Genomic DNA, 20,231 nt, shown 5'->3' with positions numbered 1-20,231 from the left:
TGTTCAGAACCAGAGGGGCGCGTCTTCCTGAGGCAGCCCCCACTTGGAATCGTACCCTACTTTGGCCAGGTACAGCCCGTCGGGCATGAAGGTGGGCGCGGCCATGTCGCGGTCGCCGCTTTCCAGTACCTCGCGCATCCATTCGGGCGGCTTGCGGCCGATGCCGACGTAGATCAGCGAGCCGACCAGATTGCGCACCATGTGGTGCAGGAATGCGGCGGCGCAGACGGTAAATATGATCATGTCGCCGCGCTGCTCGATGCGCAGTTCGTGCAGCTGCTTGACCGGGGTCTTGGCCTGGCACTGCGAGGAACGGAAAGCAGAAAAATCGTGGGTGCCGACCAGGCATTCGGCGGCCTGGCGCATCAGGTCCGCATCGATCGGGCGGAACACCCAGCCCGCGCGCCTGGCCAGCAGGGCCGAACGGTGCGGGTTGTTGTACAGGACGTAGTGGTAGGTGCGCGAGAAGGCGGAAAAGCGCGCGTGGAATTCGTTGTCCGGGTCGTGCGGCACTTCGGTGGCCCAGCGCACCACGATCGATTCGGGCAGGAAGGCGTTGACGCCGCGCACCCAGCTGTTCATGTCGCGCGACAGGCTGGTGTCGAAGTGGACCACCTGCTCCAGCGCGTGTACGCCGGCGTCGGTGCGGCCGGCGCAGGTGGTCGGCAGGTCGGCGCGCGCAAACTCGCGCAGCGCCGCTTCAAGCCGGTCCTGGACCGTGTTCCCGCCTGGTTGTTTCTGGTAGCCGCTCCAGCTGCTGCCGTCGTACTGGACCCCGAGTGCTATGCGTTTCGATAACTGGCCGTCGTGTGAAGCTTTCATCAACCCAGTTTCGCCCGCATCCCATTGGCCTTGCCGACTTGTCCGGCATTGCCGCCCTTGATGACTTCATCGAGCAGCTCGCGCGCGCCTTCCTTGTCGCCGATCTCCTGGTAGGCGATGGCGAGGTCCAGCTTGGTTTCCATTTCCATGTCGACGGTCGACATCTCGCCGCCCGCATCCATGCCGGCGTCGCCGAGGTGGTCGAGTTCGCCCAGGTCGGGCAGCGCGGTTTCATCGCGGCCGGTTGGCGGCAGGTCGAGGTCGATGCCCGACATGTCGAATTGCGTGGCCTGTGGCGCCGCCATCGGCGCCACGGTGGATTCGTCGAGCGGCTCGAACGGCAGGTCAGGCACCTCGAAGGCCCGGTGGGCTTGCGGGGCGGCGTCGGCAGTGCCGGTGACCGGCGACGGGGCTGCGGTCGACGCCAGGTCGAAGGTCATCGCGTCGAGGTCCATCAGCGAATCAGGCAGGGCGTCCGACGCCTTGGACAGGTCGACGGTGCCGAAGTCCTGCGGCTGTTCGTCCTGGCCGAGGTCGAGGCTGATTTCATCGAAGGACTTGGTCGGCGCAGGCGCCGGGGCTTCGGCCGGCGCGGCGCCGAAGTCCATGTCGAAGTCCATGTCGAACGCCGAGGTTTCCTGGGCCGCAGGCACCGGCGCAGGCTGTTCCTCGCTGCCCGATGCCGGGGCCTGTTCGGCTTGCGCGACAGGCTCGAAAGCCAGTCCGCCGAGGTCGAAGTCGAGGGTGTGCTCTTCCGCCGCTGCCGGGGCGCTTGCAACCGGGACTTCAGGTTCCCGCTGGGTTTCCGGCGCCGGGATCGGCGCGGCGGTCGGCTCTTCCACCGCGTCCAGCAGGCCGAGGTCGAAGTCCATGTCCGACTTGTCCGCCGGCTGGGCGTCCAGTGCACCGCCAAACTCCTGCGACAGGATCGCCTGCTGGCCGCGCTCTTGCGCGCTTGGCTCGGCCATCACAGCTTCGCCGCCGGATGCGCTGGCGTACAGGGGGTTGCCCGGATCGAGCATCAGGCCGAGCGCTGCGGCTTGCGCCCACTCGTCGCCCTGCCCTTTGGTCATGCCGTACATTTCGCTGGCCTGCGCTTCGAACGCGCGCTGGTCCTTGCGTGCGGCGTAAATCTCCAGCAGCTTCTGGCGCACCGGATAACGTTCCGGGTGGGTGCGCAGCGCTTCCTTCAGGATCTCTTCTGCCTGGGCGTCGCGGCCGTAGGCGATGTAGACGTCGGCTTCCGCGACCGGGTCGACTTCGTTGGTATCGAGCTGGCTGGCGGACGGCGCGAAGCTGGAGTTGAACACGCTGTTGTTGGTGTCCACGCTCTGGCCGCCGGTTTCGGCGAACATCGAGTGCGCCTGGTCGGTCGGCGCACCCAGGATCGACGGCTCGGACGGCGAGGTGTCGGCCGCCGCGGCCTTGCGGCGGCGCGCGGTCGAGATGCCGACCAGCGCGAGCAGCAGGACGCCCAGGCCTGCCAGCACCAGGCTGATGTTATCCATCAGCATTTCGAAGAACGACGGCTCGGACGGCGCGGCTTGCGCAGGCTTGGCGGCCGGCTTGATGCGCGGCGGGATGGCCGGCGCCGGCTTGGCTGCTGCTTCGGCGGCAGCCGCCACTGGCGGCGCGGCTTCCGGCGCGGTGGCTTTGGCGGCATCGGCGCCGGCCTGGCTCTTCACGGTCATCAGCTTTTCAAGATCGCCGACGTTGCGTTCCAGTTCCTTGACGCGGGCGGTGGCTTCGGCCAGCGCCTTGTCCTTGGCGATGCGGTCTTCCTCGGTGGCTGCCGAAGTACGGCCCTCGGCCTGCGCGGCCGGCGCAGCGCGCGACAGCTGCAGCTTGTCCTTCGATTCGGTGACGGCGGTCGGGCGCTCCTCGACGCGCGCGGTGATCTTGCCGGCGGCGCTCTGGCCCGCTTCCTCGGTGCGGGTCGGGGCCGCGGTGGCGACCTGGCCGGCCAGCTTGGCGCGGTAGGCGTTGAAATCGGCGGCATGCGCGACGACCACGCCGCGCGCTTCGCCCTGGCCGGTGCCGCGGATCGCGTCGGTGTCGGGCACCGCCAGGATGCGGCCCGACTTCAGGCGGTTCATGTTGTTGCCGGCGAACGCGTCGGGATTGGCCCGGTACAGCGCCACCAGCATCATGTCGAGCGAGATGTCGACCGGCTTCAGTTCAGCGGCGACCTTGCCCAGCGTATCGCCCTGCTTGACGCGGTATTCGGTGGCGGAAGCAGCGGCGCGTTCCGGTGCGCGCGGCGCCGGCGCCTGCTGCACCGGCGTGGCCGGACGCTGGGCCGGACGGTAGTCGGATGCGGATGGCGCAGGGGTGGCGGGCGCTTGCGCGGATCCGGGCGCGGCCACTTGTGCGGGCTGGGTCGCGCGCAGTTCGGCCGGGTCGAGCAGGAAGGTGTATTCGCGTACCAGGCGGCCGCTTTCCCAGTTCAGCTCCAGCAGCATGTCGACGAAGGGTTCGTTCAGCGGCTGCGATGAGCTGATCTTGATGAACTGGCGGCCGCCGCGGTTTTCGATCGTGAAGCGCAGCGACAGCAGCGCTGGATTGAAGTCGATGTTCGCGAGCCGGAAAGCTTCGGGCGAGGCGAGCTTGGCTACCAGGCCGCTGGCCTCTTCGCTGGAGACGGAAGTCAGTTCGATCTCGGCGCGCAGCGGCTGGCCGAGGGACGACATGACGGTCAGCTTGCCAAGACCGGCGGCGTACGCCGCGGAGGACATCAGGACGGCACTGGCGACGGCGCCGGCCAGTGCTTTCATCGCGAAGCTGACGATCTTGGGGCGTTTGTTTACATGCATAGTTGGCAGCGTCAATAGTTGGCTTGGGGAAAGCTAATTCCCGGAGGTCTCAACATATCATCATGCCTTGGAGCACGCAAGCTTTTGGCCCTATATGTGAGGTCCTACGCCCCTATATCGGGTGTTTTGATGCATTCTTGAGCGGGCAATTGGCGTGTCAATAACAGTACCGCAAATGCAGTGCCGCAGGCGGCACTGCACTGTTTGACAACTTACTTGTCAAGGATGATACGCAGCATGCGGCGCAGCGGTTCTGCCGCGCCCCACAGCAGCTGGTCGCCGACCGTGAAGGCCGACAGGTACTCGCCGCCCATCGACATCTTGCGCACGCGGCCGACCGGGATGGTCAGGGTGCCGGTGACGGCGGCCGGGGTCAGGTGATGCATCGAATCTTCGCGCGTGTTCGGCACCAGCTTCACCCACTGGTTATTGGACGCGATGATATCGTTGATCTCGTCCAGCGGCACGTCCTTGTTCAACTTGATGGTCAGCGCCTGCGAGTGGCAGCGCATCGCACCGATACGCACGCACAGGCCGTCGACCGGGATCGCCCGGGCCTCGCTAGGCGTGGTGCCGAAGCCTTCGCCGCGGCCGAGGATCTTGTTGGTCTCGGCGCCGGCCTTCCACTCTTCCTTCGACTGGCCGTTGCCAAGGTCCTTGTCGATCCACGGGATCAGGTTGCCGGCCAGCGGCACGCCGAACTGCCTGGTCTCGTCAGCCGACATGCCATGCTGGACCGCCAGCACGCCGCGGTCGATCTCGAGGATGGCTGCGGCCGGGTTGTCCAGCAGCGGCTTGACGGCGCTGTTGATGGTGCCGAACTGGGTAAGCAGTTCGCGCATGTGCTGCGCGCCGCCGCCCGATGCCGCCTGGTAGGTCATGGAGGTCATCCAGTCCACCAGCTTGTGCTGGAACAGGCCGCCCAGGCCCATCAGCATGCACGACACGGTGCAGTTGCCGCCCACGTAGTTCTTGACGCCCTTGACCATCGCGTCCTTGATGACGTCGAGGTTGACCGGGTCGAGCACGATGACGGCGTCGTCCTTCATGCGCAGGGTCGAGGCGGCGTCGATCCAGTAGCCGTTCCAGCCGGATGCGCGCAGCTTCGGGAACACCTCGCTGGTGTAGTCGCCGCCCTGGCACGAGATGATGATCTCGCACTTGGACAGTTCGGTAATGTCGGCGGCGTCCTTCAGGACGGTCTCGTTCTTTGCCATCGCCGGGGCCTTGCCGCCCGCGTTCGATGTGGTGAAGAACACCGGTTCGATGTGGTTGAAATCGCCCTCGTCCTGCATGCGCTGCATCAGGACCGAGCCGACCATGCCGCGCCAGCCTACCAAGCCTACTAGTTTCATCATCATTCCTCGTTAATGTTCAAATCTTCTACTTCAATGCGTTGACGACGGCGCTGCCCATCTCTTCGGTGCCCACCTTGGTGGTGCCCGCTTCGTAGATGTCGGGCGTGCGCAGGCCCTGCGCCAGCACCTGCTTGACGGCGCTCTCGATGCGGTTGGCCTGCTCGGTCTTGCCGAACGAGAAGCGCAGCATCATCGCGGCCGACAGGATGGTCGCCAGCGGATTGGCCACGCCCTTGCCCGCGATGTCGGGCGCGGAACCGTGCGACGGCTCGTACAGGCCCTTGTTGCTGGCGTCCAGCGAAGCCGATGGCAGCATGCCGATCGAGCCGGTCAGCATTGCGGCGCAGTCGGACAGGATGTCGCCGAACATGTTGCCGGTGACGATGACGTCGAACTTCTTCGGCGCGCGCACCAGCTGCATCGCGGCGTTATCGACGTACATGTGTTCGAGTTCGACGTCCTGGTAGTCCTTGTGCACGTCGGTGACGATGTCGCGCCAGAACTGGAAGGTCTCCAGCACGTTGGCCTTGTCCACGCTGGTGACGCGCTTGCCGCGCTTTTGCGCGGCCTGGAAGGCCACGTGGGCGATGCGGCGGATTTCCGATTCGGCGTAGCGCATGGTGTCGAAGCCTTCGCGCTCGCCCTTGAACGGGCCGTCGGGGCATTCGCGCACGCCGCGCGGCTTGCCGAAGTAGATGTCGCCGGTCAGCTCGCGGATGATCAGGATGTCGAGGCCCGACACTACTTCCGGCTTGAGCGTCGATGCGCCGGCCAGTTCCGGGTACAGGATGGCGGGACGCAGGTTGGCGAACAGGCCGAGCTCCTTGCGCAGGCCGAGGATGGCCTGCTCCGGGCGCAGCGAGCGCTCCAGCGAGTCGTACTTGTAGTCGCCGACGGCGCCGAACAGCACCGCGTCTGCTTCCTTGGCCAGCGCCAGCGTGGCGGGCGGCAGCGGGTGGCCGTGGGCCGCATAGCCGGCGCCGCCGACGTCGGCGCTTTCCAGCTCAAATTTTTCGCCCAGCGAATTGAGCACGCGCACGGCTTGCGCCATGATTTCAGGACCAATGCCGTCACCCGGCAGGATTGCAATTTTCATGTAGTCGTTCCCAGTTTAGATGACGTTGGCAAGCCACGGCTGGGCAGCCAGGTGGCGTTCTTCGAAGGCGCGGATCTCGTCGGCGTGGCGCAGGGTCAGGCCGATGTCGTCCAGGCCGTTCAGCAGGCAGTACTTGCGGAAGGCGTCGATCTGGAACTCGTAGGAGATGCTGCCGTCGGCGGTTCCGATGGTCTGCTTCTCGAGGTCGATCACGAGGCGGAATCCGGGGAAGGCCTTCACTTCGTTGAACAGGTGGTCGATCTGGGCTTCGGACAGGACTACCGGCAGCAGGCCGCTCTTGTAGCAGTTGTTGAAGAAGATGTCGGCGAAGCTAGGCGCGACGATGGCGCGGAAGCCGTACTGGTCGAGCGCCCACGGCGCGTGTTCGCGCGAGGAGCCGCAGCCGAAGTTCTTGCGCGCCAGGAGGATAGACGCACCCTGGTAGCGCGGCTGGTTCAGCACGAAATCGGGGTTGAGCGGGCGGCCGCTGTTGTCCTTGCCCGGCTCGCCGTGGTCAAGGTAGCGCCATTCGTCGAACAGGTTGGGGCCGAAGCCGGTGCGGTGGATCGACTTCAGGAACTGCTTCGGGATGATCGCGTCGGTGTCGACGTTCGCACGGTCGAGGGGAACGACCAGTCCTTCGTGTAGGGTGAATTTGTCCATGGGGTTTTCTTGGGCCCCGTGCGGCGGATGCGGCCTTCAGCCTTATCCGCCCTACGGCGGCTCTCATGTAGGGCGGACATGGCCAGGGGCCGCATCCGCCGAATTATTATTTCCCGCCCGCGCCGGTGACAACCTGGCCGACTCTTTGCACATCGCGGCCGATGCCGGAGATGGTGTTGCAGCCGGTGAGTACGAGGGCGATCAGGGAAAGGGCGAATACTTTTTTCATGGGTGAGGCTCTTTTAGTTTTGATGGTAGTTTTAGCGCAGTGCGCGTACATCGACGAAATGGCCGGCGATACCGGCCGCCGCCGCCATGGCGGGAGACACCAGGTGGGTGCGTCCGCCCTGCCCCTGCCGGCCCTCGAAATTGCGGTTCGAGGTGGAGGCGCAGCGCTCGCCCGGCTCGAGCCGGTCGGCATTCATTGCAAGGCACATCGAGCAGCCTGGCTCGCGCCATTCGAAGCCCGCGTCCTTGAAGATCTTGTCCAGTCCTTCGCGTTCGGCCTGTTCCTTCACCAGGCCGGAACCCGGCACCACCAGCGCCAGGCGCACGTTCGAGGCGCGCTGCTTGCCGCGCACGACCGCTGCGGCCGAGCGCAGGTCTTCGATGCGCGAGTTGGTGCAGGAGCCGATGAACACCTTGTCGATGCGGATGTCCTCGATCGGGGTGTTCGGCTTCAGGTTCATGTAGACCAGCGCCTTTTCCATGGCGTCGCGGCGCACCGCGTCCTTTTCCAGGTCCGGATCGGGCACGCGGCCGTCGATCGAGGTGACCATTTCGGGCGAGGTGCCCCAGGTGACCTGCGGCTGGATCTCGGCGGCGTTGAGCGTGACCACCATGTCGAACTGCGCGCCCGGGTCCGAGCGCAGGGTGCGCCAGTACTCCACCGCGCGGTCCCAGTGCGGACCGGCCGGCGAGTAAGGGCGGCCCTTGACGTATTCGATGGTGGTGTCGTCCACGGCGACCATGCCGGCGCGCGCGCCCGCTTCGATCGCCATGTTACAGATGGTCATGCGGCCTTCCATCGACAGCGCCCGGATGGTCGAGCCGCCGAATTCGATGGCGTAGCCGGTGCCGCCGGCGGTGCCGATCTTGCCGATCACGGCCAGCACGATGTCCTTGGCAGTCACGCCGTTCGGCAGCGCGCCGTCGACCTGTACCAGCATCGACTTCGATTTGCGGGCCAGCAGGGTTTGCGTGGCCAGCACGTGCTCGACTTCGGAGGTGCCGATGCCGTGCGCCAGGCAACCGAAGGCGCCGTGGGTCGAGGTGTGCGAGTCGCCGCACACCACCGTCATGCCCGGCAAGGTGGCACCCTGCTCGGGCCCGATCACGTGCACGATGCCCTGGCGCTTGTCGTTCATGTTGAAGTAGGTGAGGCCATAGCTCTTCGCATTGGCGTCCAGTGTCTCGACCTGCAGGCGCGAGGTAGGGTCGGCGATGCCGTCCTTGCGGTCGGTGGTCGGCACGTTATGGTCGGCCACCGCCAGGTTGGCGGAGGTGCGCCACAGCTTGCGGCCGGCGGCGCGCAGGCCGTCGAAAGCCTGCGGGCTGGTCACCTCGTGCACCAGGTGGCGGTCGATGTACAGGACTGTGGTGCCGTCTTCATCGGCGCGCACAATGTGGGATTCCCAAAGTTTGTCGTAGAGCGTTTTGATCATGATAGGTGGGTTTTGGCGACGCTGAATCAAAGTCCGAATTTGATTATGCCATATTTGTGCAATGCGGTATCACCAATGCCATTTTGGTGCAATATTTGCTTGTATATACAATTCAACATTTTAAATTTGCACGAACGTCCTTTTTTGCAAATAAAAAAATGCCCGCTGAACTCGGCGGGCATTTCGGTCTTGCGGTCGCGCGAATTGTCTTCGCGCGATTTTTTTATGCGGCCATCTTCACCGTGCTGCGGCAGCCATCCATCAGGAACGACAGGCCGACCACCAGTACCAGTTCGCCCTCGGCCGAACGCGCGGTGCCGGTGATGCCGTCGACCGACAGCGCGGTCATCGGCTTGATCACCAGGTCGGCGGTGCCGTCCACGGCTTCCACCGCCAGGATGTAAGGCTGTGGCGAATTGACCACGATACCGACCTTCTCCGAGCACAGCTCGTAGCCGAGCGAACCGGCCAGCGAACGCACCGGCAGCGGGCGGCCCTGGTCTTTCAGTACCGGGGCGCCGCCGACCTGCATGAAGGTATCCGGCAGTTCGACCACGCGCTGGACCACCGCCATCGGCAGCGCCAGCAGCGCGCCCGAGGTCGAGACCAGCATGGTCGGCACGATCGACAGTTCGATCGGCAGGCGGATCGCGAACTTGGTGCCGTGGCCGAGCGCGGATTCGATGTGGATCGCGCCGCGGTTTTTTTCCACCGCCGTCTTGACCACGTCCATGCCGACGCCGCGGCCGGAGACCGACGACGCCACTTCCTTGGTCGAGAAGCCAGGCAGGAACACCAGCTGGTAGGCTTCCTCGTCGCTCTGCGCGCCGTTCTCGTTGATCAGGCCCTTCTGGATCGCCTTCTTGCGCAGGCTGACCGGGTCCATGCCCTTGCCGTCGTCCTGCAGCACGATCATGACGCTGTTCGCTTCCTGCCACGCCTTGAGCGAGATGAATGCCTTGGCCGGCTTGCCTGCCTTGACGCGGTCTTCCGGCGATTCGACGCCGTGGTCGAGCGCATTGCGCAGCATGTGCACCAGCGGGTCGTACAGGCTGTCCACCACCACGCGGTCGACTTCCGTCTCGGCGCCTTCGATGGTCAGCTCGACGTCCTTGCCGAGGTCCTTGGCCAGCTCGCGCACCAGGCGCGGGAATTTCTGGAACAGGCGGCCGACCGGCTGCATGCGGGTCGCCAGCGTGGCGCGCTGCAATTCGGCCGAGTAGCGCGAGGCACGTTCCAGGGTTTCGGTCAGCGTCGCCATCAGGGTAGCCGCCTGGCCTTCGAACTTGAACTGCAGCAGGCGCTCCAGCAGAACGGCGGCCTGGTTGGCGGCCTGCACCGATTCGCCGGCCACTTCGAGCAGCGCATCGAGCTTGACCGCGTCGACGCGGATGCTGTCTTCCTTGGCCGGCGCGGAAGCCGCGCGGAATTCCTGCACCTTTTCTTCGCGGCGCTCGATGCCGTCCCAGCCTGCCGGCTTGCCGGCCGATGCCGGCGCGGCCTGCGCGGCGGCGGGAGCGGCTTGCGCGAGTGCGCTTGCCGCAGCCGATGGCGTGTAGGTGCCGGCCGGGGTCACGGCCATGAACATGCCTTCCCAGTCGATGCCGTCGGCGCCGGCAACCGGCGCCGCTGCGGCCACTGGCGCGGCGCCGGCCGGTGCAGCCGCTGCGGGAGCGGGCGCCGGTGAGGCTGCTGGCGCCGAGGCGGTCTTGCCTTCGATGGCGTCGACCAGGATGCGCTCGAGCGCATCCGGCATCGAGGCCAGTTGTTCGGCCGGGGTGCCGTTGTTCAGGTCAGTGAGCTGGTCGGCCACGAAACCCGACGCCTGCAGCGCCGCTTCGATCGCGATCGGCGTGACCGGCGCCGCGCCGGTGCGCAGCGCGTCGAACAGGTTCTCGGTCAGGTGGCAGGCAGCCACCAGCGCCGGAAGGTTCATGAAGCCCGCGCCGCCCTTGATCGTATGAAACGACCGGAACACCGCGTTCAGCGTTTCCTTGTTGTTCGGGTCGCGTTCGAGGCGTAGCAGGTGCTCTTCAACATTGACAGCCAGATCCATCGCCTCGACGACGAAATCCTTGAGCATATCGTCCATTAGAATCCCAGATCGGCAAGAAGGTCGTCGACGTTGTCCTGGTCAAGCGCGATCGATGGAACCGACGGGCCCGACATGAGTGCCACCGGCTTGGCGGCCAGCTTTTCGCGAACCGCAGGCGGCGCATTGTCGCGCAGCAGCTCGGCCAGTTCATGTTCGACGGTCTTGGTGATGTTCACCACCTTCTTGATCAGCTGGCCGGTGATGTCCTGGAAGTCCTGGGCCATCATGATGTCGAGCAGGCGGGCCTTCTCGGCTTCGGTCGCTTCGGCGACGGTCTGGGCGAACTGGCGCGAATCGCCGGCCAGCACCTTGAATTCGTCGATCGACAGCTTGCCGGCGAACAAATCGTTCCAGCGGGTGTCCATTTCCTTGGCCTTCTTGGACAGCATGTCCTGGGCCGGCATGCCGTCGTCGAGCGTGTTCAGCACCTTGTTGGCGGCCTGCTCGGTCAGCGTGGCCACGTATTCGAGGCGGTCCTGGGCGTCGTTGATCTGGCTCGACGCTTCGGTCAGGGCCTTGTCGTAGCCCAGTTCACGCAGCGAGTCGTGCAGCAGGCGGACGATGCCGCCCAGCCGCTCGTACATCGGGTTGTCGCCATGGTCGGTGGTTTCGCCCGCTTCAGGGGCGCCGGCGGCCGGCTCGACGCCGCTTGCGGCAGGTGCGGCGGCTGGGGACGGCACCGCCGCCAGCACCGGACGCGCGGATGCGACCTGGTCGAACAAGGCATCCATGTCGTCTTCGTCCGCAACCGGCGCGGGGGCGGCGGCGGCGACCGGGGCGCTGCTGCGCTGCGCGGAAACTTCCTCGAATAGTGCGTCGAAATCGTCGGCGGCGTCGGTCATAATCCCTGCTTCTCCATTTATAAGGTCGCAACGGCTCGTTGCGTAGTGCGTGTCGGTGCGGTGCGAAGTATGCAGATTAATGATGCGCGGCAACATCGCTGTTTACGCGAGTGTAGCAGCGCGATGTCGTATGGTAAATGTCCGAGCACAGCGGCAAGCAGTTTGACATGAGAAACTTAAATTTTCGACAAGCAAAGTGTGGGTTTCTTGCCGATTTCCGTGTCGCGATCTTGGATTTTTAACGTTTTGCCATCGGAGCGGCACCAAATTAATTTCCACGCATCATTAAATGAGGGCGCGCGCATTGTCAGAGCAAGAATGTTTCCAGTTTGAGCGAAATCAACCATTTACGTTCTAACAAGTTTCAAAAGGCGGACTAGAATAGAATTATCCATGTGGGAGGACTCACCATGTACCGGAAAATTCTGATTACCACCGATGGCTCCGCTGTTTCCAAGCACACCGCCTGCGAAGGGGTCAAATTTGCCCAGCAGATGGGCGCGGAAGTACTTGCCCTCTACGTCGCACCCGAATACCAGTACCCGGTGTACGTGGAAATCATTCCTCCCACCTACCCCAGCGAGGAAGAATACCTGGTCCAGATGCAGCGGGTCGGCGGCGATCACCTCGCGCCTATCCTGAAGGCGGCCGAAGCGGCCGGCCTGGAACACCGCGGCATGGTGGCGTTTGCCGACGGCGCGGCGCAAAAGATCGTCGACGTCGCCGGGGCGGAACACTGCGACCTGATCTTCATGGGTTCGCACGGCCGCAGCGGCTGGGGCCAGTTGTTGCTGGGAAGCGTCACCAACAAGGTCCTGTCGCATACCCAGAAGCCCGTGCTGGTGCACCGCCTGGTCAAGGCGCCGGGAACTTAGTCACCATGCATTGAGTTTATTGCAATTTCGAATTAGTCTTCGGATGGACCAATCATTTATGATCGGATGCTAACTCTCGGTCGCAGACCGATCAACTTTCCTGGGCAACACTATGATTCGAATTGTCATTGCCGACGATCACACCATCATGCGCGAGGGCCTGAAACGGATCCTCGACGGCGCACCGGATATCGACATCGTCGGTGAGGCAATCAATGGCTTCGAGGTACTTTCCCATGTCCGCCAGGGCGGGTTCGACCTGCTGCTGCTCGACTTGTCGATGCCCGGACGCAGCGGCGTCGACCTGATCCGCCAGATCCGCGCCGAGACGCCCAAGCTGGCGATCCTGATCCTGACCATGCACGAAGAGGAACAGTACGCGGTGCGGGCGATACGCGCCGGCGCCCAGGGCTACCTGACCAAGGAAAGCGCGGGCACCGAACTGGTGGGGGCGATCCGCAAGGTGGCGTCGGGGCGCCCCTATATCAGTACCGAAGTGGCCGAGCAGCTGGCGCTGAACATCATGACGCCCAACGAACAGTTGCTGCACAAGCAGTTGTCCGACCGCGAGTTTGAAGTTTTTTCGTCGCTGGTGAGCGGGCGCTCGATCACCGAGATCGCCAACGGCCTGCACCTGAGCGTAAAAACCGTCAGCACGCACAAGACCCGCATCATGCAGAAAATGGGCATGACCTCGCTGTCGGAAATGGTGCAGTACGCCGTTGCGCACCGCCTGCTGTCGCCTTTCGAATCCTGAGGCCTCAAGAAGTTTTAGACATCCCCGCGCCGATTTTGTGCCGCCGGGGCTTGCTACCCTGCTTGCGCCAGCGCAGGTCCCAGCTTCCAGGCGGCAAACCGCCGCCCCCGTGACTCCCTCTGAGGTGCGACGTGCAATATAGGAAAATTCCTACCCTTCTGCGCCGCATCCTACTCTTCAATTCAGCGTTCGCTGATATCAATGCCGGACTCGAGTTGGCATACTCAATCCAACGATTCGGCTTGCTCGCAGTTCAGTTCCACGGTTCAGGGCTCCAAATCGCGCTGTCCTGGTCGTCAGAAGCATCGGTCCCAAGCGTCACAGATCGTTGTTCCCCCTGTGATTGCCTACAGCTCTGAAACTGTCAGTTCCATCCTAGGAGATGAGCATGCTGTCTACGGATACGTCGGAAACACGCCCTAGCCCCTCGTCGACCCTGCATTCCTCGCCAATGGAAGCAGGCCGACAACGCCAGGGCCGTCTTTGGTCCAACCTCAAGGAAGTTTGCGACCTGCTCCACATTTCGGCGGCGGTTTCCATCAACAGCGAGGAGTTGCTGTTCCAGCACGTACAGTTCAAGACCGGCCAGCGCATCCACACCATCGGGCAGGCCTTCGACACCCTGTACATCGTTAATTCGGGTTTCCTGAAAACCGTGCTGATCGACGAATTCGGCAACGAGCAGGTACTGAGCTTCCCGATGAAAGGCGACATGCTCGGCGTGGACGGCATCCACACCCGGCACTATGCGTCCGAGGCGGTGGCCCTGTCCGACTGCGACCTGATCCTGCTGCCGTTCAAGAAGCTGACCGCGCTGGGCCGCGTCCATGCCGAGCTGGAAAACGTCATGTACGGCGTCATGAGCCGCGAGCTGGTACGCGAGCAGGCCATGATCGGCATGCTGGGCGCCCTCAGCGCCGAGGCGCGCGTGGCCCGCTTCCTGGTCTCGCTGGCCGACCGCTTTGCCGCGATGGGCTACTCCAGCAAGCTGTTCAACCTGCGCATGACCCGCCATGAAATCGGCAGCTATCTCGGCCTCACGCTGGAAACCGTCAGCCGTACGCTGTCGGCCTTCAACGAGATCGGCCTGATCACCGTCGACCAGCGCACCATCGGCATCAAGGACGCGGAAGCGCTGAAAACCCTGCGCCGCCTGCCGCCCTCGCGCTCGCGCGCCAAGCAGACTGCGGCCAAGCAAAAGGCGGAGCTCGACCAGGCTGCCGGCGACACCACGGTTCTGGCAACGGCATAAGCCGACAGCCACCACGCAGGACGGACCACGACCGGGCAAGAGCCCGTCGTTCCGTCCTACGGCGAAGGCTTCCCGGCCTCGTCCCGCACCACCACTCCATTGTTGTCCTTGACCTTCTCGCCGACCCGCAAGCCCGGGTCGTTGTCATATCTGAAGGTCTTCACTCTTCCATCGCTGTAGCGGATCGTCATTTCATACTGCTTCGCGCCCCCCGTCGGCGGCTTGAGCGCTTCCACCGTGGCGCAGTTGGTGCAATAGCGCACCTCGCGCGGCGGCGGGGTCTCGCCCAGCTTTGGGGGCCGGTCCTGCGCCTGCACGGCAAGGGCGAAACAGGAGGCGCCGATGACCGACAGCGCCTGGATAAACCTGAAATATTGGGAGTAGAGAGTCATGGCAGTAATGCCTCCTATGGCTACGCAAGTTCGACATATTCCGCCAGGAAGGTGCGCGTTTCCCCATCCGGGAATGCGATGGTGACCTCGTCGCCGGCAACAAGCTGCACCGTGCCCTCGCCGAACCTGGCCACCTTCGCCCTGCCGCCCACTTCGAACACCGGGCCGGCCGGCTCCGGCGCGGCCTCGGGCGGCGCGAACTCGTCGTCGCGGATCTCGATGGCGTCCATGACCACGGGCGGGTTCAGGCAGTTATCGCAGCGGCAGCACTTTTCGAAGCCTTCGACCTCGTCGCCGAAGTAATCGAGCAGCACCTTCCAGCGGCAAAAGCCGCTCACCGCATACGACACCATCTGTTCCAGCGCCGCACGGTCACGTTCCTCCTTGAGCGCGTAGACCTCGGCCAGCTCGTCGTAGTCGGCCGCCTGCGGCACGTTGGCGGTCAGCGCATATTCAAGCTTGCGGTTCTGGCGCAGCAGCTTGCCCTCCTTGAGCAGCTTCAGGCAGACCTTCACCTTGGCCGGATGCAGGTCCTCGCCGCCTTTGACGATGGCGTCGAAACTCGCCGGCGCTTCCACGGCCAGCTCGCGCACCAGCGCATACAGGGTCTTCAACTCCGCCGCTTCCGGATAGTGCTTCGCCAGGAAGAACTGCTGCACGCGCTTGTCGTCCTGCAGGAAAAGCAGGATGCAGCTGGCGTCCTTGCCGTCGCGGCCCGCGCGGCCCGACTCCTGGTAGTAGGCCTCCAGGTTGGCCGGGATCTGCAGGTGGATCACGAAGCGCGTGTCGCTCTTGTCGATGCCCATGCCGAAAGCGTTGGTCGCCACCATCACGCGGCGCTCGCCGCCCATGAACAGGTCCTGGTTCGCCTTGCGCACGGCCGCATGCAGCTTGCCGTGGTAGATCGTGACGCTCTCGCCGGCTTCCTCGAGTATCTGGTACAGCTTCTCGGCCGCCTTGACGGTGGCCGCGTACACGATGCCGACACCCTCCGTTTTCTGTACGAGTTCCAGCGCCTTGCCGTACTTCTCCGCGGCGCTAGTCACCTGCTGCACGCTGTAGTGCAGGTTGGGCCGGTAGATGCCAGTGTTGATCACGTTCAGGTGCGGGCGTCCCAGCTGCTTGCCGATGTCTTCGATGACTTCCTCGGTGGCGGTGGCCGTCAGCGCCAGCACCGGCGGCTTGCCCAGCACGGAAATCGAAGCCGCCATCTCCAGGTAGGCCGGGCGGAAGTCGTGGCCCCAGGTCGAAATGCAATGGGCCTCGTCGATGACCGCCAGCGAGACCTGCACCTTCTTCAGCGCCGCCACGAACTCCGGCACGGCCAGCCGTTCAGGGGTGCAGAACACGATGCGGTAAGTTCCGTTGGCGATGCCCTCCATCGCCTCGACTTCCTCCGCGCGCGACAAGCTGCTGTTGACCTGGGTAGCGCCGATGCCGAGTTCGACCAGCTTTTCCAGCTGGTCCTTCATCAGCGAAATCAGCGGCGAGACCACGATCGTGGTGCCGGGGAAAATACGGGCGGGAATCTGGTAGCACAGCGACTTGCCGCTGCCGGTCGGCATGATGGCCAGGGTGTCCTTGCCGTCGAGGACGCTGTCGATGACGCGGCGCTGGCCGTCGCGCAGGCGTTCGATGCCGAACACCTTCTTCAGGAGGGTGGAGATGGCGTTGCGGCGAACCGCGCGCGCCCCGTTATGCATCAGCTGGTGGTTGTATGTGGTCATAACCCAACTGTATTGCGTGGCCCATATGCCCGGAATAGGACGCAGCCTATACCCGTCGTAGGAGCACCCCTAGGGTTGAGCCCATCCATTCAGACGAGCCGATTAGCCAAGCTCCTACACGGTCTCGGACTGTTTGCCGATACTTGCCCCATAGTAGCTTCGATACGATGTAGTCATGCAAAATGATAAACGAATCGGAGAAATGCCATGATCAAGCTTCCTATCACTTTAGCCGCAGTACACCTGGCGATTGCGAGCGCCCTGACCTACCTTCTCGTCGCGACTGAAGTATTGCATGGCTCCGGTGCAGCAGCCCTCCTGATCCACTGATGCGCGCCGCAACGAAAAATGGCGGAATGCGGCCTGGGCGGCATTCCGCCATATAGCGAATGTTCTTTAGTTCGACGCTTCAATCACCTGCGACGCCGCATTCACCACGGCCGCAATCCTGCCCACATCGCGCAGCTGCTGCGCGCTCATGCCTTCCTTCTTCAGCAGCTCATAATGCGACTTGATGCAGAAGTGGCACTTGCCGATGATCGACGCCGACAGCGCGTACATCTCGAAACGCCGCTTGTCCACGCCGCCGTTGGTCGCATACGCATTCATGCGCAGCTGCGCTGGCTGGTTTTTCAAATCGGCGTCGTCCGCCATGTCCACGAAGGGATACCACACATTGTTCATGCCCATCAGCGCCGCCGCCGTCATGGCCGCGTTCTGCTCTTCGGGGCTCAAGGCGCCGCTTGCCGTAATGACGTCGATGATCTTGCGGCTCTTCGCCGCGAACGCCGCCGCCAGCGCCACGCCGACCGCGTCCACGCCTTCCAGGCTGGAACGCGCGATGGTGCCGTCGATGTTCAGGCGGATGTCCTTCGCGTAGTCAGGAATCATTTCCTTAATTGAATTCAGAAAATCCATATATTTTTCCTATCAGAAAGAGAATGAAAAACCCGCCGAAGCGGGTTGGAGTTCTTACAGCGTTTCGCCGCCAACGGTGCGGTTGCATGGGCACAGTTCGTCCGTCTGCAGGCCGTCCAGGATGCGCAGGATTTCCTGCGGGTTGCGGCCGACGTTCAGGTTGTTGACCGAAACGTGCTGGATGGTGTTGTCCGGGTCGACGATGAAAGTCGCGCGCAGTGCGACGCCAGCTTGCGGATCACGCACGCCCAGCATGTCGACCAGCGAACCGGTCGAATCGCCGAAGGCGTAGTGGTTCAGGCCCGACAGGTCCTTGTGTTCGCGGCGCCATGCCAGTTTGCAGAATTCGTTGTCGGTCGAACCGCCCATCAGGACTGCGTCGCGGTCCTTCAGGTCGTTGTTCAGCTTGGCGAACTCGACGATTTCGGTTGGGCACACGAAGGTGAAGTCCTTCGGGTAGAAGTAGATGACTTTCCACTTGCCAGGGAACGAGGACTCGGTGATGGTTTCGAAGGCCGAAACGCCGTTCTCTTCATGGTGGTTGAAGCCAGGCTTGGCAGCTGGGACGCTGAACGCGTCGAGTTTTTCGCCTACAGTTTTCATTCGTAGTTTCCTTGCATGGTTGGTGTTAAGGCACAGGTGAGGACGTAGTATAGGGCTATTGAAACGAATTTAGAAATAGATTTTAACTAAACCCTCAATAGCTTGCGTTGAGCGGCAGGGTCAGGGTGAACACCGATCCGCATTCGTCGCCCGGCACCACCGACAGGTGGCGCTTGAGAGTCCGGCGAGTTTATCTTAATGCCAACAGGAACGGCGCACACCATGTTCGGGGGCAATTAATTCCATTACAGCAATATTTTCGAGACCCGATGAGATTTGATTGGTTTGCCCCCCACTTGCGCATTTTTCGCGCAGTGGATAAAATATCTAATATTATACAAAATTTCTCAATTGGCTTTCCATGTCGCTCTCCAATTATCTCGACGCCGCTCCGCATCTTGCCGAGCGCACCTACGTGCATGAATCCGCACAGGTGATCGGATGCGTCCAACTCGGCGCTGATAGCTCGGTATGGTGCAACGCGGTGCTACGCGGCGACGTCAACGACATCGTCATCGGACGCTGTTCCAACATACAAGACCTTACGATGGGGCACGTGTCCCATAAGACGAGCCAGAAGCCCTGCGGTTCGCCCCTCATCATCGGGGACTATGTCACCGTGGGGCACGCAGTAATCCTTCATGGCTGCCGGATCGGGAATGAATGCCTCATCGGCATGGGCAGTATCGTGATGGACGACGTTATCGTTCCGGACCGCGTCATGATCGGCGCCGGCAGTCTTGTCCCGCCCGGCAAAACGCTGGAAAGCGGCTTCCTGTACATGGGCCGGCCTGTCGAAAAAGTCCGGCCTTTGAACGATGCCGAGCTTGCGTACCTGCGCTATTCAGCCGAACACTATGTACGCTTGAAAGATAACTATCTGAACGCGCCTTGATATGCCGAACAATAAGCTGCAAGACGATCAGGCCGCGCTGATCGACCAGGTGAAGCAGATCGCACAGGGGCTGGCCCAGACCTTTGCTCCCTTCTGCGAAGTGCTTGTGCATGACCTGCGTGATCCGAAACATGCGGTGCTCGCCGTCCACAACAATTTGTCCGGACGGGCCACTAACGACCCTGCTACTGAACTCGGTCTCGCGCGTATCGCGGACAGCAACTATCCACAGATCCTGGCCAACTACGCAAACCAGTTCGCTGACGGCCGCCCCGCCAAGAGCACCTCGATCGGCATCAAGGACGCTGAAGGAAGGTATATCGCCGCCCTGTGCCTGAACGTGGACCTCACGCTGTTTCGCTCAATGCAGAATGCACTCGAACAATTCAACGCAACGGATGCTTCGCCAGTTCAAGAATCGCTCGATCCGGCGAACGCCGAGGCAATTCGCCGCCGCATTGACCAATATGCCGCGGGCCTGGCATCGTCTCCGCAACTGCTGAAGGCCGGCGAACGCCGCGTCCTGATGCGGGAATTAAGAGATGGCGGCTTCCTGGAGCTACGGCGCGCCATGGAAATCGCAGCCTCACACCTGGGCATTTCACGTGCGACGGCCTACAACGACATTAAATAACTGGAGGAACCCGACTTGAACACCTTCGATCTGCCCACGTATGATGACGTTGTCCAAGCGGCCGGGCGCATTGCCGGCACCGCGAACCATACCCCTGTCCTGACCTCGCGCACCGTCAACGAGGAGTTTGGCGCCCAGATGTTCTTCAAGTGCGAGAACATGCAGCGAATGGGCGCATTCAAATTCCGAGGCGCATACAACGCCTTGTCGAAGTTTACCCATGAACAGCGCAGCGCTGGTGTGGTTGCTTTTTCCTCCGGCAATCATGCCCAAGCCATCGCCCTGGCCGCAAAACTGCTGGGCATGCCGGCCACAATCGTGATGCCGCACGACGCGCCGGCCGCGAAGGTCGCAGCGACCAAGGGTTATGGCGGCAACGTCGTAATTTACGACCGCTACACCGAGGACCGCGAACAGATCGGGCGCGAGCTCGCCGACAAGCATGGGTTCACCCTGATTCCGCCCTACGACCATCCGGACGTCATCGCAGGACAGGGCACCGCCGCCAAGGAGCTGTTCGAGGAAACGGGGCCGCTCGACGCGTTCTTCGTTTGCCTGGGCGGGGGTGGCCTGCTCGCGGGATCGGCCCTGTCAACGCGGGCCTTGTCGCCGCAGTGCCGGCTGTACGGTGTGGAACCGGAGGCGGGCAACGACGCTCAGCAGTCCTTCCGCTCCGGCGCCATCGTCCACATCGAGACGCCCAGGACCATTGCCGACGGCGCGCAAACCCAACACCTCGGCCAGTACACATTCCCCATCATCCGGCGCGACGTCGACGACATCCTGACCGTATCTGACGACGAGCTGGTGCAGTGCATGCGCTTC

At 63.1% G+C, this 20,231-nt stretch carries 20 protein-coding genes; 7 read left to right on the top strand and 13 right to left on the bottom strand.

Annotation, left to right across the window (positions count from 1 at the left end; translation table 11 throughout):
* Positions 1-3: 3 nt before the first annotated feature.
* From truA to D3872_RS09985, 9 genes are all read right to left on the bottom strand, one after another.
* Entirely contained in the window at positions 4-822 is an 819-nt protein-coding gene (gene truA / locus D3872_RS10025; RefSeq protein WP_119810642.1) for a tRNA pseudouridine(38-40) synthase TruA, read from the bottom strand.
* Positions 822-3,635 (bottom strand): motility hub landmark protein FimV, encoded by a 2,814-nt coding sequence (locus tag D3872_RS10020; RefSeq protein ID WP_119810641.1) that lies wholly within the window; start codon positions 3,633-3,635, stop codon positions 822-824. Before D3872_RS10020 ends, truA begins: the two co-directional genes overlap by 1 nt.
* 212 nt (positions 3,636-3,847) lie before the next feature.
* A complete protein-coding gene (gene asd, locus D3872_RS10015; protein WP_119810667.1) occupies positions 3,848-4,990 on the bottom strand; it encodes an aspartate-semialdehyde dehydrogenase in 1,143 nt (380 codons plus the stop codon).
* 28 nt (positions 4,991-5,018) lie between these two features.
* Positions 5,019-6,089 carry a 3-isopropylmalate dehydrogenase gene (leuB, locus tag D3872_RS10010; protein WP_119810640.1) on the bottom strand — a complete coding sequence of 357 codons (1,071 nt, stop codon included), beginning with the start codon at positions 6,087-6,089 and terminating at the stop codon, positions 5,019-5,021.
* A 15-nt stretch (positions 6,090-6,104) separates the two neighbouring features.
* The gene (gene leuD, locus D3872_RS10005) at positions 6,105-6,752 is read right to left on the bottom strand and encodes a 3-isopropylmalate dehydratase small subunit (RefSeq protein WP_119810639.1); all 648 of its coding nucleotides are present in this window, start codon (positions 6,750-6,752) and stop codon (positions 6,105-6,107) included.
* Positions 6,753-6,858: 106 nt separating this feature from the next.
* A complete protein-coding gene (locus D3872_RS10000) occupies positions 6,859-6,981 on the bottom strand; it encodes a lipoprotein (protein WP_119810638.1) in 123 nt (40 codons plus the stop codon).
* Between the two features lie 31 nt (positions 6,982-7,012).
* The gene (gene leuC, locus D3872_RS09995) at positions 7,013-8,416 is read right to left on the bottom strand and encodes a 3-isopropylmalate dehydratase large subunit (protein ID WP_119810637.1); all 1,404 of its coding nucleotides are present in this window, start codon (positions 8,414-8,416) and stop codon (positions 7,013-7,015) included.
* 223 nt (positions 8,417-8,639) lie between these two features.
* The gene (locus D3872_RS09990) at positions 8,640-10,508 is read right to left on the bottom strand and encodes a chemotaxis protein CheA (RefSeq protein ID WP_119810636.1); all 1,869 of its coding nucleotides are present in this window, start codon (positions 10,506-10,508) and stop codon (positions 8,640-8,642) included.
* Positions 10,508-11,353, bottom strand: coding sequence for a protein phosphatase CheZ (locus D3872_RS09985; RefSeq protein ID WP_119810635.1), 846 nt, complete (start codon positions 11,351-11,353; stop codon positions 10,508-10,510). The genes D3872_RS09990 and D3872_RS09985 overlap by 1 nt, the downstream gene beginning before the upstream one ends.
* Before the next feature lie 410 nt (positions 11,354-11,763).
* On the opposite strand from D3872_RS09985, the gene D3872_RS09980 reads away from it, so the two are divergent.
* The 3 genes from D3872_RS09980 to D3872_RS09970 all read left to right on the top strand — a co-directional run bounded on the left by D3872_RS09980 (position 11,764) and on the right by D3872_RS09970 (position 14,237).
* Positions 11,764-12,228, top strand: coding sequence for a universal stress protein (locus D3872_RS09980; RefSeq protein WP_119810634.1), 465 nt, complete (start codon positions 11,764-11,766; stop codon positions 12,226-12,228).
* A 112-nt stretch (positions 12,229-12,340) separates the two neighbouring features.
* A complete protein-coding gene (locus tag D3872_RS09975; RefSeq protein WP_119810633.1) occupies positions 12,341-12,985 on the top strand; it encodes a response regulator in 645 nt (214 codons plus the stop codon).
* A gap of 451 nt (positions 12,986-13,436) precedes the next feature.
* The gene (locus D3872_RS09970; protein ID WP_119810632.1) at positions 13,437-14,237 is read left to right on the top strand and encodes a Crp/Fnr family transcriptional regulator; all 801 of its coding nucleotides are present in this window, start codon (positions 13,437-13,439) and stop codon (positions 14,235-14,237) included.
* A 56-nt stretch (positions 14,238-14,293) separates the two neighbouring features.
* Here the strand turns inward: D3872_RS09970 and D3872_RS09965 are convergent, their stop codons facing one another.
* Together D3872_RS09965 and D3872_RS09960 are read right to left on the bottom strand one after the other, a co-directional pair.
* The gene (locus tag D3872_RS09965; protein WP_119810631.1) at positions 14,294-14,629 is read right to left on the bottom strand and encodes a hypothetical protein; all 336 of its coding nucleotides are present in this window, start codon (positions 14,627-14,629) and stop codon (positions 14,294-14,296) included.
* A 20-nt stretch (positions 14,630-14,649) separates the two neighbouring features.
* Positions 14,650-16,356: a RecQ family ATP-dependent DNA helicase gene (locus tag D3872_RS09960; RefSeq protein ID WP_119810630.1), complete on the bottom strand. Its 1,707-nt coding sequence runs from the start codon at positions 16,354-16,356 to the stop codon at positions 14,650-14,652.
* Positions 16,357-16,563: 207 nt separating this feature from the next.
* On the opposite strand from D3872_RS09960, the gene D3872_RS27005 reads away from it, so the two are divergent.
* On the top strand, positions 16,564-16,686 hold the full coding sequence (locus D3872_RS27005) for a hypothetical protein (RefSeq protein ID WP_274381709.1): 123 nt from the start codon (positions 16,564-16,566) through the stop codon (positions 16,684-16,686).
* Positions 16,687-16,752: 66 nt separating this feature from the next.
* On the opposite strand, the gene D3872_RS09955 is transcribed toward D3872_RS27005, so the two are convergent.
* Both D3872_RS09955 and D3872_RS09950 read right to left on the bottom strand, forming a co-directional pair.
* A complete protein-coding gene (locus D3872_RS09955; protein WP_119810629.1) occupies positions 16,753-17,274 on the bottom strand; it encodes a carboxymuconolactone decarboxylase family protein in 522 nt (173 codons plus the stop codon).
* Positions 17,275-17,328: 54 nt separating this feature from the next.
* The gene (locus D3872_RS09950) at positions 17,329-17,877 is read right to left on the bottom strand and encodes a peroxiredoxin (protein WP_119810628.1); all 549 of its coding nucleotides are present in this window, start codon (positions 17,875-17,877) and stop codon (positions 17,329-17,331) included.
* A gap of 361 nt (positions 17,878-18,238) precedes the next feature.
* On the opposite strand from D3872_RS09950, the gene D3872_RS09945 reads away from it, so the two are divergent.
* From D3872_RS09945 to D3872_RS09935, 3 genes are all read left to right on the top strand, one after another.
* Positions 18,239-18,772, top strand: a complete 534-nt coding sequence (locus D3872_RS09945; RefSeq protein ID WP_119810627.1) for a gamma carbonic anhydrase family protein — start codon at positions 18,239-18,241, stop codon at positions 18,770-18,772.
* 1 nt (position 18,773) lies between these two features.
* Positions 18,774-19,406: a helix-turn-helix transcriptional regulator gene (locus D3872_RS09940; protein ID WP_119810626.1), complete on the top strand. Its 633-nt coding sequence runs from the start codon at positions 18,774-18,776 to the stop codon at positions 19,404-19,406.
* Positions 19,407-19,421: 15 nt separating this feature from the next.
* Positions 19,422-20,231: threo-3-hydroxy-L-aspartate ammonia-lyase (locus D3872_RS09935; protein ID WP_119810625.1), on the top strand; the 810-nt coding region annotated here is incomplete at its 3' end.

Source organism: Massilia cavernae, assembly GCF_003590855.1.
Lineage (GTDB): Bacteria > Pseudomonadota > Gammaproteobacteria > Burkholderiales > Burkholderiaceae_D > Telluria_A > Telluria_A cavernae.
Note: the sequence above shows the minus strand (reverse complement) of the source record. Positions and strands in the feature narration are given on the sequence as shown.

Excerpts from the sequence above, each read along its gene's own strand:
- truA (WP_119810642.1), bottom strand. The coding sequence starts at position 822 with ATGAAAGCTTCACACGACGGCCAGTTATCGAAACGCATAGCACTCGGG.
- D3872_RS10020 (WP_119810641.1), bottom strand. The coding sequence starts at position 3,635 with ATGCATGTAAACAAACGCCCCAAGATCGTCAGCTTCGCGATGAAAGCA.
- asd (WP_119810667.1), bottom strand. The coding sequence starts at position 4,990 with ATGAAACTAGTAGGCTTGGTAGGCTGGCGCGGCATGGTCGGCTCGGTC.
- leuB (WP_119810640.1), bottom strand. The coding sequence starts at position 6,089 with ATGAAAATTGCAATCCTGCCGGGTGACGGCATTGGTCCTGAAATCATG.
- leuD (WP_119810639.1), bottom strand. The coding sequence starts at position 6,752 with ATGGACAAATTCACCCTACACGAAGGACTGGTCGTTCCCCTCGACCGT.
- D3872_RS10000 (WP_119810638.1), bottom strand. The coding sequence starts at position 6,981 with ATGAAAAAAGTATTCGCCCTTTCCCTGATCGCCCTCGTACTCACCGGC.
- leuC (WP_119810637.1), bottom strand. The coding sequence starts at position 8,416 with ATGATCAAAACGCTCTACGACAAACTTTGGGAATCCCACATTGTGCGC.
- D3872_RS09990 (WP_119810636.1), bottom strand. The coding sequence starts at position 10,508 with ATGGACGATATGCTCAAGGATTTCGTCGTCGAGGCGATGGATCTGGCT.
- D3872_RS09985 (WP_119810635.1), bottom strand. The coding sequence starts at position 11,353 with ATGACCGACGCCGCCGACGATTTCGACGCACTATTCGAGGAAGTTTCC.
- D3872_RS09980 (WP_119810634.1), top strand. The coding sequence starts at position 11,764 with ATGTACCGGAAAATTCTGATTACCACCGATGGCTCCGCTGTTTCCAAG.
- D3872_RS09975 (WP_119810633.1), top strand. The coding sequence starts at position 12,341 with ATGATTCGAATTGTCATTGCCGACGATCACACCATCATGCGCGAGGGC.
- D3872_RS09970 (WP_119810632.1), top strand. The coding sequence starts at position 13,437 with ATGGAAGCAGGCCGACAACGCCAGGGCCGTCTTTGGTCCAACCTCAAG.
- D3872_RS09965 (WP_119810631.1), bottom strand. The coding sequence starts at position 14,629 with ATGACTCTCTACTCCCAATATTTCAGGTTTATCCAGGCGCTGTCGGTC.
- D3872_RS09960 (WP_119810630.1), bottom strand. The coding sequence starts at position 16,356 with ATGACCACATACAACCACCAGCTGATGCATAACGGGGCGCGCGCGGTT.
- D3872_RS27005 (WP_274381709.1), top strand. The coding sequence starts at position 16,564 with ATGATCAAGCTTCCTATCACTTTAGCCGCAGTACACCTGGCGATTGCG.
- D3872_RS09955 (WP_119810629.1), bottom strand. The coding sequence starts at position 17,274 with ATGGATTTTCTGAATTCAATTAAGGAAATGATTCCTGACTACGCGAAG.
- D3872_RS09950 (WP_119810628.1), bottom strand. The coding sequence starts at position 17,877 with ATGAAAACTGTAGGCGAAAAACTCGACGCGTTCAGCGTCCCAGCTGCC.
- D3872_RS09945 (WP_119810627.1), top strand. The coding sequence starts at position 18,239 with ATGTCGCTCTCCAATTATCTCGACGCCGCTCCGCATCTTGCCGAGCGC.
- D3872_RS09940 (WP_119810626.1), top strand. The coding sequence starts at position 18,774 with ATGCCGAACAATAAGCTGCAAGACGATCAGGCCGCGCTGATCGACCAG.